General features: G+C 62.1%; 12 protein-coding genes. 9 read left to right on the top strand and 3 right to left on the bottom strand.

Going from position 1 to position 14,708, the window contains the following annotated elements:
* The first annotated feature begins 93 nt into the window (after positions 1–93).
* From ACQI46_RS21565 to ACQI46_RS21525, 9 genes are all read left to right on the top strand, one after another.
* Complete coding sequence (locus ACQI46_RS21565; RefSeq protein ID WP_427096083.1) at positions 94–1,080, top strand: glycoside hydrolase family 113; 987 nt, start codon at positions 94–96, stop codon at positions 1,078–1,080.
* Between the two features lie 135 nt (positions 1,081–1,215).
* Positions 1,216–2,070, top strand: coding sequence for a hypothetical protein (locus tag ACQI46_RS21560; RefSeq protein WP_427096082.1), 855 nt, complete (start codon positions 1,216–1,218; stop codon positions 2,068–2,070).
* Positions 2,071–2,115: 45 nt separating this feature from the next.
* Positions 2,116–3,681 carry an acyl-CoA ligase (AMP-forming), exosortase A system-associated gene (locus ACQI46_RS21555; protein ID WP_427096081.1) on the top strand — a complete coding sequence of 522 codons (1,566 nt, stop codon included), beginning with the start codon at positions 2,116–2,118 and terminating at the stop codon, positions 3,679–3,681.
* Positions 3,678–4,904 (top strand): pyridoxal-dependent decarboxylase, exosortase A system-associated, encoded by a 1,227-nt coding sequence (locus tag ACQI46_RS21550; protein ID WP_427096080.1) that lies wholly within the window; start codon positions 3,678–3,680, stop codon positions 4,902–4,904. The genes ACQI46_RS21555 and ACQI46_RS21550 overlap by 4 nt, the downstream gene beginning before the upstream one ends.
* 98 nt (positions 4,905–5,002) lie before the next feature.
* Entirely contained in the window at positions 5,003–5,911 is a 909-nt protein-coding gene (locus tag ACQI46_RS21545; protein ID WP_427096079.1) for a hypothetical protein, read from the top strand.
* A 58-nt stretch (positions 5,912–5,969) separates the two neighbouring features.
* The gene (locus ACQI46_RS21540; protein WP_427096078.1) at positions 5,970–6,230 is read left to right on the top strand and encodes an acyl carrier protein; all 261 of its coding nucleotides are present in this window, start codon (positions 5,970–5,972) and stop codon (positions 6,228–6,230) included.
* 78 nt (positions 6,231–6,308) lie between these two features.
* Positions 6,309–6,968 carry a hypothetical protein gene (locus tag ACQI46_RS21535; RefSeq protein WP_427096077.1) on the top strand — a complete coding sequence of 220 codons (660 nt, stop codon included), beginning with the start codon at positions 6,309–6,311 and terminating at the stop codon, positions 6,966–6,968.
* 39 nt (positions 6,969–7,007) lie between these two features.
* Entirely contained in the window at positions 7,008–8,546 is a 1,539-nt protein-coding gene (locus ACQI46_RS21530; RefSeq protein ID WP_427096076.1) for a hypothetical protein, read from the top strand.
* 29 nt (positions 8,547–8,575) lie between these two features.
* A complete protein-coding gene (locus ACQI46_RS21525; RefSeq protein WP_427096075.1) occupies positions 8,576–9,892 on the top strand; it encodes a lipase family protein in 1,317 nt (438 codons plus the stop codon).
* A 100-nt stretch (positions 9,893–9,992) separates the two neighbouring features.
* Here ACQI46_RS21525 and ACQI46_RS21520 read toward each other — a convergent pair whose 3' ends face one another.
* The 3 genes from ACQI46_RS21520 to ACQI46_RS21510 form a co-directional block, all read right to left on the bottom strand.
* Positions 9,993–12,449 carry a right-handed parallel beta-helix repeat-containing protein gene (locus ACQI46_RS21520; RefSeq protein WP_427096074.1) on the bottom strand — a complete coding sequence of 819 codons (2,457 nt, stop codon included), beginning with the start codon at positions 12,447–12,449 and terminating at the stop codon, positions 9,993–9,995.
* A gap of 681 nt (positions 12,450–13,130) precedes the next feature.
* Complete coding sequence (locus ACQI46_RS21515) at positions 13,131–13,913, bottom strand: biotin--[acetyl-CoA-carboxylase] ligase (protein WP_427096073.1); 783 nt, start codon at positions 13,911–13,913, stop codon at positions 13,131–13,133.
* 18 nt (positions 13,914–13,931) lie between these two features.
* A complete protein-coding gene (locus tag ACQI46_RS21510; protein ID WP_427096072.1) occupies positions 13,932–14,699 on the bottom strand; it encodes a 7-cyano-7-deazaguanine synthase in 768 nt (255 codons plus the stop codon).
* Positions 14,700–14,708: the final 9 nt, after the last annotated feature.

The raw sequence follows: 14,708 nt of genomic DNA, 5'->3' as shown, positions 1-14,708 counted from the left end.
CGCCGCGGGCGGTCGGGAAGCAACCGAACGCTCGGCCGGCCGGATGGGGCACGCCGTAGGGCGCTTTCGATCCGCTGCATCGCGTTTCTCGCGGTGTTCGCGGCGGCGGTCGGAGTGCGGTACTTCGACTCTGGACCCGCCACCGGGGTCGGGCACGCCGACACGTCCGTCCAGATACGGGGATTCGCCTTACCGAGCTGGGAAGTACATGGCTACGACGGTCCCGACGTCGAACAGTCCTTGCGCGAGGTCAAGGCGCTGGGCGCCAACTGGGTGCAGTTCACGCCCACCTGGTATCAGGAGACGCGAACATCGTCTGAGATCTACCGGACAGAGAAGTCGGTGAGCGACGCCGGCCAGGAGCGGGCGATCCAGATAGCCCACGGGCTGGGTCTGAAGGTCCTCTTGAAGCCGCACCTCAACTTGGCGGTACACGGCAGCAACAAGATTCGCCCTGACGATCGACCGGCGTGGTTTCGGTCCTACACCGACTTCATCACCCACTACGCGGCCATGGCGCAGCGATTGGGAGCCGAACAGTTCGCCGTAGCCACCGAGTTGTCCGGAACCACCGACGACCGACCGGGTTGGTTGGCGGTGATCCAGGCTGTTCGCGATCTCTACGACGGTGTGCTGACCTACGCGTCAGGCCCAGACTGGGAGCACGTCACCTTCTGGGACGCGCTCGACTACATCGGCGTGCACGCCTACGCCAAACTCAGCGATACCCCCACCACCGACGTCCAGGCGCTGAAGCGAGCGGCCGAGCCGTATGTGGAGCGTCTGGCCGCACTGTCGGCGACCTACAACCGCAAGATCGTGTTCACCGAGGCCGGGTACACCAGTCAGCGGGGAACGACGACGAATCCGTCGAGTTGGACCATCAGCAAGATCGAGGATCAAGCCGAACAGGCCGCCGGATACGAGACGTTGCTGAGCACCTTCGGTGACCAGCCTTGGTTCGGCGGCATGTTCTGGTGGGTGTGGATCAACCCTCCATACAGCGAACCGGACGTGTTCGACTTCTCGCCCAAGGGGAAGGCCGCCGAGGAGGTCATCCGTCGATGGTGGGGCGTGTGACGGTGACCAGATCGATCGAACTCAAGCCGGCGTCCGCGTTGCCGATGGCAAAAGGAGTGTGAATCCATGTCCGATCCGAAGTCCTCCTCAGGTGCGGCAGCGGGCACTGGTCGCATTCAGTGTGGTCATTCGGTCATGGTCGAACCGATCACCGCTGCGGACACCTGGTCGGTGGCAGAGTTCCTGCACGCGGAGTTCTCCCGGCAGGGACTCAGGCGAGCACGGGCAGCAGCGGAATGGCGACGAGCGATGTCCCCGCCATGGGATACCGAGCAGCCCAACCGTGGCTACTTCATGCACGACAACGGGCGCGTCGTCGGCGCCTACCTTGCGTTGTATTCGGAACGGAACATCGACGGTCAACTGCATCGCATCTGCAACCTCGGAGTGTGGTGTGTGGCCGAAGAACACCGGGCCACCGGCCTGAAAATGCTCAGAGCACTGCTTCGGCAACGTGGCTACACCTTCACCGACCTGACACCGAATCCTCACGTCAAGAATCTGAATACCCGTCTCGGATTCTCCGAGCTCGACACCACCACCTCGTTGGTGCCCAACGTTCCATGGCCGCTGTTGTCGCGGAAGGTGCGGGTCGTCGACGATCGCGACGACATTCTGAACTTGTTGTCCGGAAGTGACGCGCAGATATTTCGCGACCACTCTGCGACCACTGTGCACCATGCAGTGCTGACCGACGGCGAAAAGAGTTGTCATGTCATGTTCCGACGCGACAAGTACCGAGGGTTCCGTGTGTTCGGGACGGTCTTGTACGTCAGTTCGCATGAACTGTTCCGGCAGTTCCAGTCGCACTTCTACCGATACCTGTCGGTGCGGCTGGGCATTCCGGCAACCTTGGTCGAAACCAGAGTGGTGGGCCACCGTCCGGCCGGATCGGTCAGCGTACCGGGGCGACCCAAGATGTACATCAGCCACGATTTGGCGCCGGAGAACATCGACTATCTCTACAGCGAGTTGATGTGCCTCGATTGACCGGACTTCACATCGCAATGCTCATCGGAAAGGACTGATGTGGTCATGAAGACCAATCTGCACCACCTTGTCGAGGAGCGCGCCCTGTCCCACCCCGGTTCTCCTGCTTTGACGTTCAAGCAGCAGACACTGACCTATGCACAGCTGTGGAGGCAGGTCCGGCAGGCTGCAGCCGGGTTCGCCGAGATCGGTTTGGCTGCGGGACAACGAGTTGCGGTGTTTCTGGACAAGAGGATCGAGACCGTCGCTGCGATCTACGGCGCGACCGCCGCAGGAGGTGTCGCGGTGCCGTTGAACCCCCTGCTTCGGCCACACCAAGTCGCCCACATCCTGCGGGACTGTGGTGTGCGGGTACTGGTCACCACGGCGCAACGTCTGGAATTGCTGAGGAAGGAACTTGCATCGTGTCCTGCGCTGGAAGATGTCGTCCTCGTCGGTGTCCTGCCGGAGCGCGCGAATAGCTTTGCACCACTGCGGGTTCATGGCTGGGAGAAGCTGCTCGACGCGGACTGTTCGCGGCCGCTGCCCGCCACCGCCGCCACCGACGTCGCCGTCGTCATCTACACCTCGGGCAGCACCGGCCGGCCCAAGGGCGTGATGCTCAGCCATGCCAACGCGATCGCAACCAGCTTGCAACCCTATCTGGGCAACACCGAAAAGGACGTCATCCTCGTCGCGCTCCCGTTGAGCTTCGACGCCGGGTTCTGTCAGCTGACTCTGACCTTCGCCGTCGGTGCGCATGCCATCCTGATGAACTACCTGCTCCCCGGCGACGTACCCCGCCTGTGTGCCAAGCACCGCGTCACCGGCATCACGTGCGTGGCGCCGTTGTGGATTCAGATCGCCGAGCAGAAGTGGCCCGAGGAGTCGACAGCATCGCTGCGTTACTTCGCCACTACCGGCGGTCGCATGCCCAAGACCGTGCTGGAAAAGCTGCGGGAGGTATTCCCAGCGGCGACGCCCTTCCTGATGTACGGGATGACCGAGGCATTCCGGTCGACCTATCTCGACCCGGCAGAAATCGACAGGCGCCCGGATTCCATCGGCAAATCGGTACCCACTGCCGAAATCCTCGTCGTCCGGCCTGACGGATCACCGTGTGATCCCGGCGAGGAAGGCGAACTCGTCCATCGCGGCGGACCGCACATCTCCGTCGGCTACTGGAACGCTCCCGAACTGACCGCGCAACGCTTCCGGCCGGTGCCCGGGCGAGATCAACCGGGCGCTGCGCCCGAACTCGCGGTGTGGTCCGGAGACCGGGCCGTCACCGATGACGACGGCTTCATCTACTTCATCGGTCGACGCGACGAGATGATCAAGACATCCGGTTACCGGATCAGTCCGACGGAGGTCGAGGAAGCAGCGTACGCAACCAAACTCGTTCGAGACGCAGTGGCATTCGGCGTCGATGACGAGAAGCTCGGGCAGCGAATCCGTCTGGTGGTGGCACCAGCGGTGAACGACTTCGACACCGGCACGTTACTGGCGGAAATGAAGGCGAAAGTCCCGCAGTACATGATTCCGAGTGCCGTTGTGGTGCTGGATCAGCTACCGCGATCGCCCAACGGCAAATTCGACCGCACACTGCTACGCGAGGTGTACGCAACATGAATCAACGTTCCATGATCGCTGCATTCGGCAGCCTCGACGGCCAGCTTGCTGTCGGCGGTATGCCGTTGGATCGCTTGACAGCCCGAGTCGGTTCCACGCCGTACTTCGCCTACGATCGCCGTCTCCTGACAGAACGTGTCGGGCATCTGCGGGCCGTCCTTCCGCGGACGCTCAAGCTGAGCTACGCGGTGAAGGCCAACCCGATGCCGGCGGTGGTGCAGCACATTGCGGGCCTGGTGGATGCACTGGACGTTGCCTCGGCATTCGAAATGCAAACTGCGCTCGACACTCCGATGCCGGCGACACAAATATCTTTCGCAGGTCCCGGTAAGACCGAGGTGGAGATCTCGCAAGCTGTCGCGGCAGGGGTGACGATCGAGATGGAGTCGGCGACCGAAGCCCGTCGGGTGATCAGAGCCGGCGAAATTCTCGGAATACGTCCTCGGGTCGCGTTGCGCCTCAATCCCGACTTCCGAGTGAAGGGCTCGGGCATGAGGATGGGCGGCGGACCCCAGCAATTCGGTGTCGACGCCGAGGAGGCGCCTGACCTGCTCGCCGAGCTGGCCACCGCCGATCTGGACTTCGTGGGTTTCCACGTCTTCGCCGGAGCCCAGAACCTCAACGCCGAGATCTTGTGTGAAGCACAGCGCCAGACAGTGGAACTCATCCTCGCGCTCGCGGAGAAGGCGCCCGGCCCTGTTCGCTACGTCAACCTCGGTGGGGGATTCGGTATCCCGTACTTCGACAAAGACGTACCTCTCGATCTTGCGCCGATCGGGGAGAACCTGGCCGAATTGATGGAGACCACACTCGGGCCGACGCTCCCGGAGGCCGAGGTCATCATCGAGCTCGGCCGCTACATCGTGGGCGAGTGCGGCGTCTACGTGACCAGAATCGTCGACCGGAAGGTCTCGCGAGGCCGTACCTACCTGGTGGTCGACGGAGGTATGCACCACCAGTTGTCGGCGTCGGGGAATTTCGGTCAAGTCATCCGCCGCAACTATCCGATCGCGGTGGGCAATCGCATCACCGAGACCGCCGAATCATCGGCGACTGTCGTCGGCTGCCTCTGCACTCCGCTGGACCTGCTCGGTGATGACGTCCTACTGGCGGATGCACAGATCGGCGACTCGATCGTCTTGTTTCAGGCCGGCGCTTACGGCTTGACGGCCAGCCCAACGGCCTTTCTGGGACATCCCCAGCCTGTCGAGGTTCTGGTGTAGATGGCCGGAAACGTCAGTCAATCGGTGAACTTCGAACAGCGAGAGGAGTCGGGCTCGTGACAGGCTCTGGTACAAGGCGATTGTCGTCAATAGAACGCGTGCAGGGGACGCAGACCTACAAGTTCGCCGGCAGGATCTACCATGACTACCTTCTGGGGACCCTGGTCAGGATCCGATATCGCAGCATCAATCTGAGAAAGCGTCTGAGCGGTCAGAACCCGGTCAAGACGGTGCTCTTCTATCCTGACAAACCGGGCTACGCAGATGTGCTCTACAAGGTCTGCAACAGCATGGGTTACACGATGACTTCGGCCAGTGACTCACAGCCGGATCTCGTCATCGCCTACGAGGATGTGACCGAGCGGGCGCCCAGCCGTACTCTCACAGAACTCGCCGCCAGCCATTTCGTCCTGAATCGACGTTGCCACGATATTGGCAAAGTGAACGTGGAGCGCGCCTTCCAGGAGGTGTTCGGATACGGGACGTTCGTAGACCCCGCAACGCACCAGGGCCAATGCGTCGTGAAGTCGAACGAGAACGGCAGCCACGACGGTGAAATCATCGAGTGCCCTACACAATCGGAGAGAGAGGGTGCGGTTTTCCAACGGCTCATCAACAACGTCGTAGGTGACGAAGCGCTCGACATCCGAGTCCCCATCGTGGGCCAGGAGATACCTTTCGTGTATTTGAAGTACCGCAAATTGCGGTCGAGGTTCAGTAATCTGAATGCCCGGGTGTCCATGGATTCTGCGGCAGCCGTCTTCACCTCTGACGAGATCAAAGCCATCCACGGCTTCGTGGAAGAACTCGGCCTCGACTACGGCGAGCTCGACGTCCTCCGCGACCGCGACGATGGGCGAATTTACATCGTCGACGTCAACAACACCCCCTTCGGCCCGCCGAACCATCTACCAAAGGCAGATGGCAGAAGGGCGATCGGAATACTCAGCGAAGCCTTTGACAGGCAGTTCATGACCGACACCAACAAAGCCCGCGATGCCCGGTAGATCAAGAGGTCCGGTGTTCGCGCGGATCACGCAAACTCGTTGATAGAAGGAAGAATTAGTGAACTTCAGCCATGACACCTTCGAGCGTCTCAAGCTCATCCTCGTCAGGGTACTCGGTATCCAGGACCGAGCCCACAGCCTCGACGAGTCCACCGAATTGTTCGGGAGCCTACCCGAACTCGACTCCATGACGGTGGTGACGCTCGCGGTCAACCTGGAACGCGAGTTCGACTTCGAAATAGACGATGAGGACTTCACAGGTGAGGTCTTCGACACCATCGGAAGTCTCGCGGAGTTCGTCGAGAAGAATCGGCGGTGAACTCGTGATGACAAGGTCCTGCAGGATATTTCGTAGCGGAACCCGGCTATTGACGCCACTGACCTCGGGTAGGAACTGATGCGAGTTCGGGAAGGTGTCGAGGCGCTACGCACCACTCGTGGACGTCGCTGGCTGTACCAGAATGTGCGCAAAAGGCTTCGTTCGCGTCACGAGTCGGTCTGTCTGCGACGCGATCTGACCATCCCTTTCACGCCGCCACCGGCGAAGATTCCATTGGTCGTGCGTCAGCTGGAACCAGACGACGATCTGTCGTTCATCGCTGATGAGCCCGGATTGCCGATCGCCGTGGCGCAGGCCCGCGCGGACCAACGCTGGATGTTGGAGTCTGACCTACCGACACCGTGGGTGGCCATCGATCCTGATGGCGCTGTCTGCTTCATGGCGTATGTGTTCACTGCGCAGGACAATCCGCGTATCAAAGCACTATGGGGCGACTGGCTTCCGGAGCTGAAACCGGACGAGCTCATGTTGGAAGGACTCTTCACCTCGGCGAATCATCGAGGACTGGGAATAATGCCCGATGCAGGAACCCAGATGGTGGAACGAATGGTCGACAACGGTGTGCGGTACGGGATCGGCTTCATCCTCACTCGCAATACCTCATCCCTGAGAGCAGGGGAGAAGGGCGGCTGGATTCCCTACCTGAAACGCGAAGAGCGATGGTTCCTGTTCCGGCGTCGCGTCACCTTCACGCCGATTTCGGACAGTGACGATTGACCACCGACTCCCGACGATCCGCCACATGAGGTACGGCGCATGCGATATCGCGTGACCTGCGATCCCGATCTCCCGCCGATGGCGTGGTGTGTACGTCTACGGGAGGGCGCGGACATCGAGTTGTTGTGCGGAACCAGCGTGGAGCTTCGTGATGATGCCTTCTTCGAGGGCGCGTGGTCGGGAAGCATCGAAGCGTTCGACTTCGTCGACGCCACAGACGTGTTCGGCTCAGGCGGTCAAGTCTCAGGGGACGAGCTGATCATCGTGCCACCGAGTCACACGTTGGAGCGAATTCAGTTCATCCGCCGACAGGATGAGACGTTGATCTCGAACTCGCTGGTCTTCCTCTTGACAGCGGCGCGTGCTCAACTCGACCCGCGACATACCTCCTATGCGGCCGATTTCACGAACATCATCCACGACGGGCTGGCTTCTTTCGACACCGTGACCCCGATTCGGTTTGCCGACGCCGAGCTTCGGGGAGAAGCCCATATCGTCTATTACAAGAACGTGTGTTTTCACGCGGATGGTCGTATCTCGTTCATCGACAAACCAGTGGGTCCGCCGTTCGAGACGTTTGCGGACTATGTCGCACTGCTCGAGGAGTCTGTGTGTGCGACTGTCGCCAATGCCGGCTCGCCACATCGCGCTACGCAATACTCACCGCTGGCTTCCATTTCTTCAGGCTATGATTCGCCGGCTGTGGCGGCGCTCGCCCGAGACGTCGGTTGTACACGCGCTGTCACGTTCACTCACGCGCGCGGTCACGGGAGTGCCGAAGCCGAGGATGACTCGGGCACGCCCATCGCCGAACTTCTTGGCTGCCGGATCAAAGAGTTCCAAAGGGAGGCCTACCGCGACGTCCGCCCGTTTCCGGAGGCGGAGTTTCTCGCCACCGGCATGAGCGGCGAGGACCTCAACACGTTGCCTCTCGAGGACGACATCCACCACAGCGTCTTCTTCAGCGGGCACTACGGCGGGCGCGTGTGGGACGTCGACAGTGACCCAGACGATGCGCTACGTAGAAAGGACATGAGCGGTGCGTCGCTGAACGAGTTTCGCCTCCGGACCGACTTCGTGCATCTCGCGGTCCCGTTCATCGGGGCGCGTCGCCAGCCGAAGATCTTCGAAATCGGGACCAGCGACGCGATGAAGAACTGGTCCATCGGTACCGACTACGACCGTCCGGTTCCGCGGCGCATCGCCGAGGACGCCGGCGTGCCACGGCATCTCTTCGGTCAGAAGAAGCGTGCCACGTCCGCGCTGTTGCACACCGGCGGAGGCTCCGCATGGACAGAACAGACCCGCGCTGCTGTCGTCGAATATGCGAAACGGCTGCGGCTTTCGCCGCGGACGAGGCTGGCCTACGTGCTGGACAGCGGGACCGAGCTCTTGCGTGCTTTCGCCCAGCGCGTGTTACGAAGGCTGGGACTCCTTCGCTTCACCCCGGCCTTGGCGAAGCCCGTGGGGATTCATAGTCACACCCCGCTGGGCCCGTTACCGATATTCTGGGCGATCGAGAACATCAGCCCGCGCTATACAGAAGCGGTCAACGCATGGTCGCGGCCGGACCAGTAGCGGATCGACCGCAGGAAGCTGGCCGACAGATGCATCATCGTCGTCGTAGCCGAGGTGCTGATGGACGTGCGCTGATTGCTCTGACCATGTCGGGTCGGCATCTGTTGTTGATCCTCGTGTTGCTTCTGCCCTTGGTGGCAGTGAAGAACTTCGAGCCTCAGTTGCCGACGGCACCCGCACTGGCGCCGATCGTCATGCCGCTGCCCGATATCCCCGGCGATGTTTGGCAGCGGCGTGGAGAGGTCCTCCATCGCGAGGTATACGCCGATGCGCCGCTGGAAGACCGCGGTTCGGTGGTCGGAGAGGCCTGGCGTGCGGTGTACACGTCGGTGTCCGGAACCGACGGTCAGTCGCGAGAAGTGTCGGGTGCCTTCTTCGTACCCCGTGGAGTCCCTCCGGAGGCCGGTTGGCCGGTTATTTCCCTGGCCCATGGGACAACCGGCGTCGGGATCAACTGCGGTCCGACCCGCCAGCCAGACATGGAGGGCTACGGTCCGATAGTCGAATCTCTGCTCGCCAGCAAGTATGCCGTGGCCATGACCGACTACGAGGGCCTGGGTGACCAGGGGGTCCACCCGTACTTGGAACCGCGGACCGCGGCCTTCAACACCATCGATGCGGTGCGAGCGATGCGGGAGATCGCGCCGAATGTGTCCACCCGATGGATCGGTGTCGGCTACTCCCAAGGCGGGCAAGCCGTGTGGGCGGCAAACGAACTGAACGACTTCTACGGCGCCGATCTGGAATTGCAGGGCAGCGTGGCGCTGGCTCCGGCGGCCAACGTAACCGGCGCTGTCGATCTGGCGTTGTCCCGTTCCATGACCGACGAGCAACGAGCGCTCTTCCCGCTGATGATCGTTGGTCTGCTCAGGTACTCACCGGATCTGGATGAAGATGCCTTCCTGCGCGGAGATGCACAGTCCGAAGCGGCGGGACTGCGACAGTGTGGAGTCAGCACCGGTCAATCGCCATATGACAAACCCAGAATGTTCCCGTGGCAACGCTTCATCGATCGCATCCGGGAATCGAACGACGTACGACCAGAGACAGCCGAAGACGCCGACGCGTTACGTGAGGCTCTACGCAAAGTTGCTCTGCCCCAACGTCCCCTGCAGGCACCCATGTTGGTCGTCACCGGGCTGCTCGACGCCCTTCTGCTGGCGAGTTGGGTGGAAACGGCCGTCGAACAGAGTTGCGCATTGGGGGGAAGGATCGAGTACGTGGAAGTGCCGAACGCCGGCCACCAGGACATCTTGTGGAGGCGGTCGGACCTGGTTGCGCACTGGATCGCCGACAGGTTCGCAGGCCTTGCCGCGCCCACGAATTGCCCCGCCGACGACGAGTAGCCGCAGAGTCAGGACGTGGCCCCGAGACCGGATGGTTCGGCGTCAGAGGCCGTTGACCACCCTGCCGGTCCCCGGCGCAGCGGGCGCCGGCAGGCTGCTGTCACAGCGCAGTTGCAACACTCTCGAAGACGCCGTCGGGACTGCCCAGAACGACATCCCCGAGCCGATTGTCAGTCAAGGTGTTTCCGACGATCTCGTAATCGGTGACACCCGCGTTGGTCCATATCCCGTATCGGCCGTTGTCGCGAATGATGTTGTCCTCCAAGACCGCTTCGCTGACATCATGCAGAGTTATTCCATTGCCCTTGTTGTTGTAGATCTCGTTGCCTGAGATGTACAGATTTTTCAGCGGTGCCAGGTCGGCGAGGATCCCGCTTCCCCAGTTGTCGTAGAAGACGTTGTCCTCGATGTAGGTGTGGTTGCTGTTGTTCACCACCCGCACACCGCAGGCGCAGTTGTAGACCACGTTGTGGTGGATCCAGTTCATCGGCCCGGAGTTGTCGTGCTTGGTCGTGGAACCGATGACGCCGCTGAACTCGCCGACCTCGATTCCCGCTCCGTTCGGGCTGATGGACGTGCCATTGGGCACGCAATCGGAAATGGTGTTGTACCGGATCTCGTTGCTGTATTCGTCCTCACCGTGCAGGTCGATCGCGCCCGAGACGGCTCCGGTGATTCGGTTGTGCTCGATCAGATTGTGATGCGCGCTCTGCACCAGGATCGCGTGGCGGATGACAGGGCCGACCTCGTTGTTGCGGATCCAGTTGTTGCTCGACCGGCTCTGATCGATCATGATGCCGTAGCCCGAGCCACCGCCGCCCAGTGCCGTCGCGTTCCGGACCACGTTCCCGTCGACGAGCACCTGGTAGGCATTCTGCAGTTGGATGCCGAACCGCTGGAACTTCTCGACGAACAGATCCTTGACCACAATGCGCGAAACCAGGGCACCGTCGCCCTCCGAGCCCAGTCGAACGCCGGCCTTGAACGACATGCCCGACGCCTTGGTGATGGTGAACGACGAGATCGTCAGGTTGGTGACCCCAGGGGGCGCGTAGATCATCGCGTGCGGACTCGACCAGAGCGAGTTGCCGGCCAGGACCGTGTCCTCCCGGGATTCGCCGATGAGGGAGACTCCCGACTTGAGTTTGATCGTCGATCGAATGTGATAGGTGCCCTTGGGGATATACACGGTGTCGCCTGCCTGGGCGGCATTCACGGCTCGCTGGATGGCGCTGCCATCGTCGTCGGAAGACCTGCCGGACGTCGCCCCGTAGTCACGCACGTTCAACTTCTTGCCGGTGCTCGCATCCGGCAACTGGAACGGGTCCGACAGACCGGCGTCGTACTTGTTGGGCGGCGTGGCGCCCGGATCGCCGGGCGGCAGCGTCCCTGTGGGCGGATTCTGTTCCCCCTCACCGGGATTCGGCGTCACGACGTTGGTTGCCTTTGCGATCGTGACGGTGATCTTCTGCACCACTGTGCCGCTGTCGTCAGGTTTCCCCGCGGCACCGGTCAGTGACCGGACCATGGTGCTGAGCAGATCGTTGAGGCCGTGGTAATGCGAGTCGGCGTTCGTCTCACGGATGGTGACAGTGAATGTATCGGTGCCACCGGCGGCGGCCAGGTCGGCCGACGGGGTGTAGGTGTACGTGCCGTCGGGATTCACCTGAACGCTGCCCGCTTTGGGGCCCTCGGACAGTTCGACCTCCACTGGATCGTCGTCGGGGTCACGTGCACCCACCGTGCCGGTGACCGTTGACCCACTGGACTGGCCCGGGTTCTGAACAGGCTTGGCGGTAGGCGGTTTATTGAAGTAGGTGCGCTGAATCCGGAGCATGAACTCGCGCAATATGTCCGCCAACGTGCTCGGAGCCGCCGGCTCGAGAGCCACTGCCGCCGAGGCCAACTCGACTTCCTGGGTGGTGGTACCGGGCACGACCGTCGATGGTGCTGTCAGGTTTGTGGCGGCGGCACCGGTGGACGAGACGACCTCAGCACGCGCAGCAGCTGCTCGTGGTGTCGCGTCTGCCTCTACCGACTTGGGTGTGTCTGCGGCGAGGTCCTCGTCCGGCTCGGGGGTGTCGCGGATGGTCGCCGTCGCACGCTCTTTTGTACTCGAGGCGTCATCGATGTCGGCATCTTCGACTGAGGTGGCGTTCCGCGCGGCACGCGACGATTTGGCCTTGGAGCCATTCGCTGCTGCCGCAGTCGGTGCCTGGGGCGAGTCGACTGCATTCTCCGAGGCTGCTTCGTCCTCGGCCTTCACATCTTCATCGGCTTCGTCGACGGACTCGGCGCGATCGGAGGCATCGCCGACAACCTGCTCGGACTTGGGATCGTCGTCGGTTGTGACGCTGCCGGCGGCCTCGCCGTCATCGACGGTGCCACTGTCGGCGGTCGCGTCGCCTGCGGAGGTTCGTTGGGGACCCTTCGACGCATCGCTGGATTCACCCTCAGAAGACTTCGAGTCTCTGGCGGTAGCGGTGGTTGAAGTGCGATCCGCTGAAGCGCTACTGGTTGTTCTGGAACTGCCGACGGAGTCATCGGCATAAGCCACTCCAGAACCCGCCAGTGCAGCGGCGATTCCGACGCTGACCGCCCCTGCGGTCAGCCACGCATACGGTTCGATCCTGTGATGCTTCTTGCGCGAACCTCGCTTGGATCTGCGCGCCTCTGGGCGAGAAGCTTCGTCTGGTGTGCTTGCTGCGCCAATGGTGGATTCCATGTGCGACCCCCGGTCCTGACTGAGCCGGTCGATATCCGGCAGGTTCATGTTGGGGCATTCAGGTAATTGATGCAGCTATTTCTGGCGCGCCGCCCATACTCGCAATTATGGCAAATCTGTTACACATTGCTGTAAGCCACTTACCGTGCGGGCCCTGCTGTATCTCGCAAATCAGAACTCGTGGGACGATCACGTCGATTGCCTGGGTGAACGGGTAAGAATCTCATGGGGAGCCAGAGCGGTGGCCTGCCATAAGAATGCAGACATCTAAGCCGATGTGGCCTGTAGCAAACTCTACTCGGGCTCTTAAGGGTTGGATTAACATTCTGCAGCAATCGCTCGGAGTTGAACCGTACAAGCCGCGAACGGGGCGCGTTGACAGTCGAGCTTTCCGCGTCCATGCCCCAGAGGCCCGCGCCGACGGGGGGCATCAAAAAGTTGCTGTATTGGCTTCTTGTGCCGCTTTTCGGTGGTGCGTGGCGGAGGAAGCGGTGCGACTACTCGTAGCTGTGTTCACACAGCCGGGCGTAGGTGGGTGAGGTCCCCGGCGGACACCGTCACCGTGGCATTCCCATCGTCGATCAGCAGTCGCCCGCTGTCGTCGATTCCGAGTGCGGTTCCGACAATCTCCGAACCGCCGGGTAGCACGGCGCGTACTCGGGCGCCGATCGTGGCGCTCACCCTGCGGTAATCGCGGATCGTCGCGGCATCGGCGCCGCCGGCGTCACGCCATCGCATCAGGCGCCGGCTCAATGCGGTCAGCAGTGCGATTGCCAACGTCGTGCGTTCCGGTTTGATCCCGAGCATGCTCAAGGACACCGCTCGTGGATCGGGCAACTCTTCGGGTGTCAGGCTTACGTTCACCCCGACCCCGACGACGATTACGTGGCCGGACACCTCGGCCAGGATTCCCGCCAACTTCTCAGAACCCACCAACACGTCGTTGGGCCACTTCAAGACTGCCTCGACGCCGAGGTCGCGTACCGTCTCGACGACGGCCAGGCCGGTCAGCAGCGGCAGCCAGCCCCATGTCTCGGTCGCTACACCGGTCGCGTCGACGCCCGCCGACATCGCGATCTGGGAGCGAGGCGGCGCAGACCACGTTCTGCCGTGACGGCCGCGGCCGGCGGTCTGATGCTCGGCGAGCAGCACCGTCCCCGCGATGTCCTCACCGCGGCCCTTCCGTGCGATCAGATCGGCATTCGTCGATCCCGTTTCCGGTACGACATCGACGCGGTGCCATTCGGGCGGAAGCGACTGACGTAGTGCCTCAACATCGATGGGGGAGCGATCCACGCCCCTGAGTAGATCACGTCAGCGCGGTGTCCCACGCAGCCGCTGCGCGGCGGCGCGGACCCTGCACAACGCGATCCACGAGTACTCCAACGACAGTGCCTGTACGGTGCGCATCGGTGACGGTGGCGGGACACGTCGCCCGAGGCCTTCGTCCCGGGTGTAGCGGCACGGATTGCACCGACTACACGGCTCGCCACGCAGTGTCGGATTGAAGCAAAACCATGTTTCTTCCAGAACGTCAGCGAAGCCGCCTGCTTCTGCCGCACACTGCATTTCGCGCTTTGTGGTGTCGAAGAGCGGGAAGACGAACGGAGCAAAGACCGTCAGGTCACCGTTTGTGCCACTGGACAATCGGTACATACCGAGGTCATCGCGCTCGACGGCCTCCTCGAGGAAGCCGTGTGCTTTGTCGTCGCGATGAATGCACAGTTCCAGAGTGATCCCTTGCCACTGCGCAAACCGTGACAACCAATCGTACTGATTGCCAAGGAAACTGCGTTCGACCAGGCTTCTGTGTTTGCGTGTCACCTCGTCGTCCGCGGGAATGTCGGCCATCTCGAACACCTTGGTCGGTAAGAGCCGCTCACGCACCGACGCATCGCGCTGCTCCAGCAGCGACCGCAACGATTCCATCGTTCGCAGTTCGGTCTTGGTCGATCGGCGCCCTGAGTCCTTCACGTACCAGGGTTGAACGACGCAGCCTTCGGTCAGCACCAGCGTCGCGACGCGAAACGTGGAATCCCAACCGGACGTCCACAAGACATTCCGGGGCTGGGCGTCTCCCATCGACACAGA

The organism is Mycobacterium sp. SMC-4 (assembly GCF_050205565.1).
Classification (GTDB): domain Bacteria; phylum Actinomycetota; class Actinomycetes; order Mycobacteriales; family Mycobacteriaceae; genus Mycobacterium.
The sequence above is the reverse complement of the archived record's forward strand: the minus strand, read 5'-3'. Positions and strand labels throughout refer to the sequence as shown.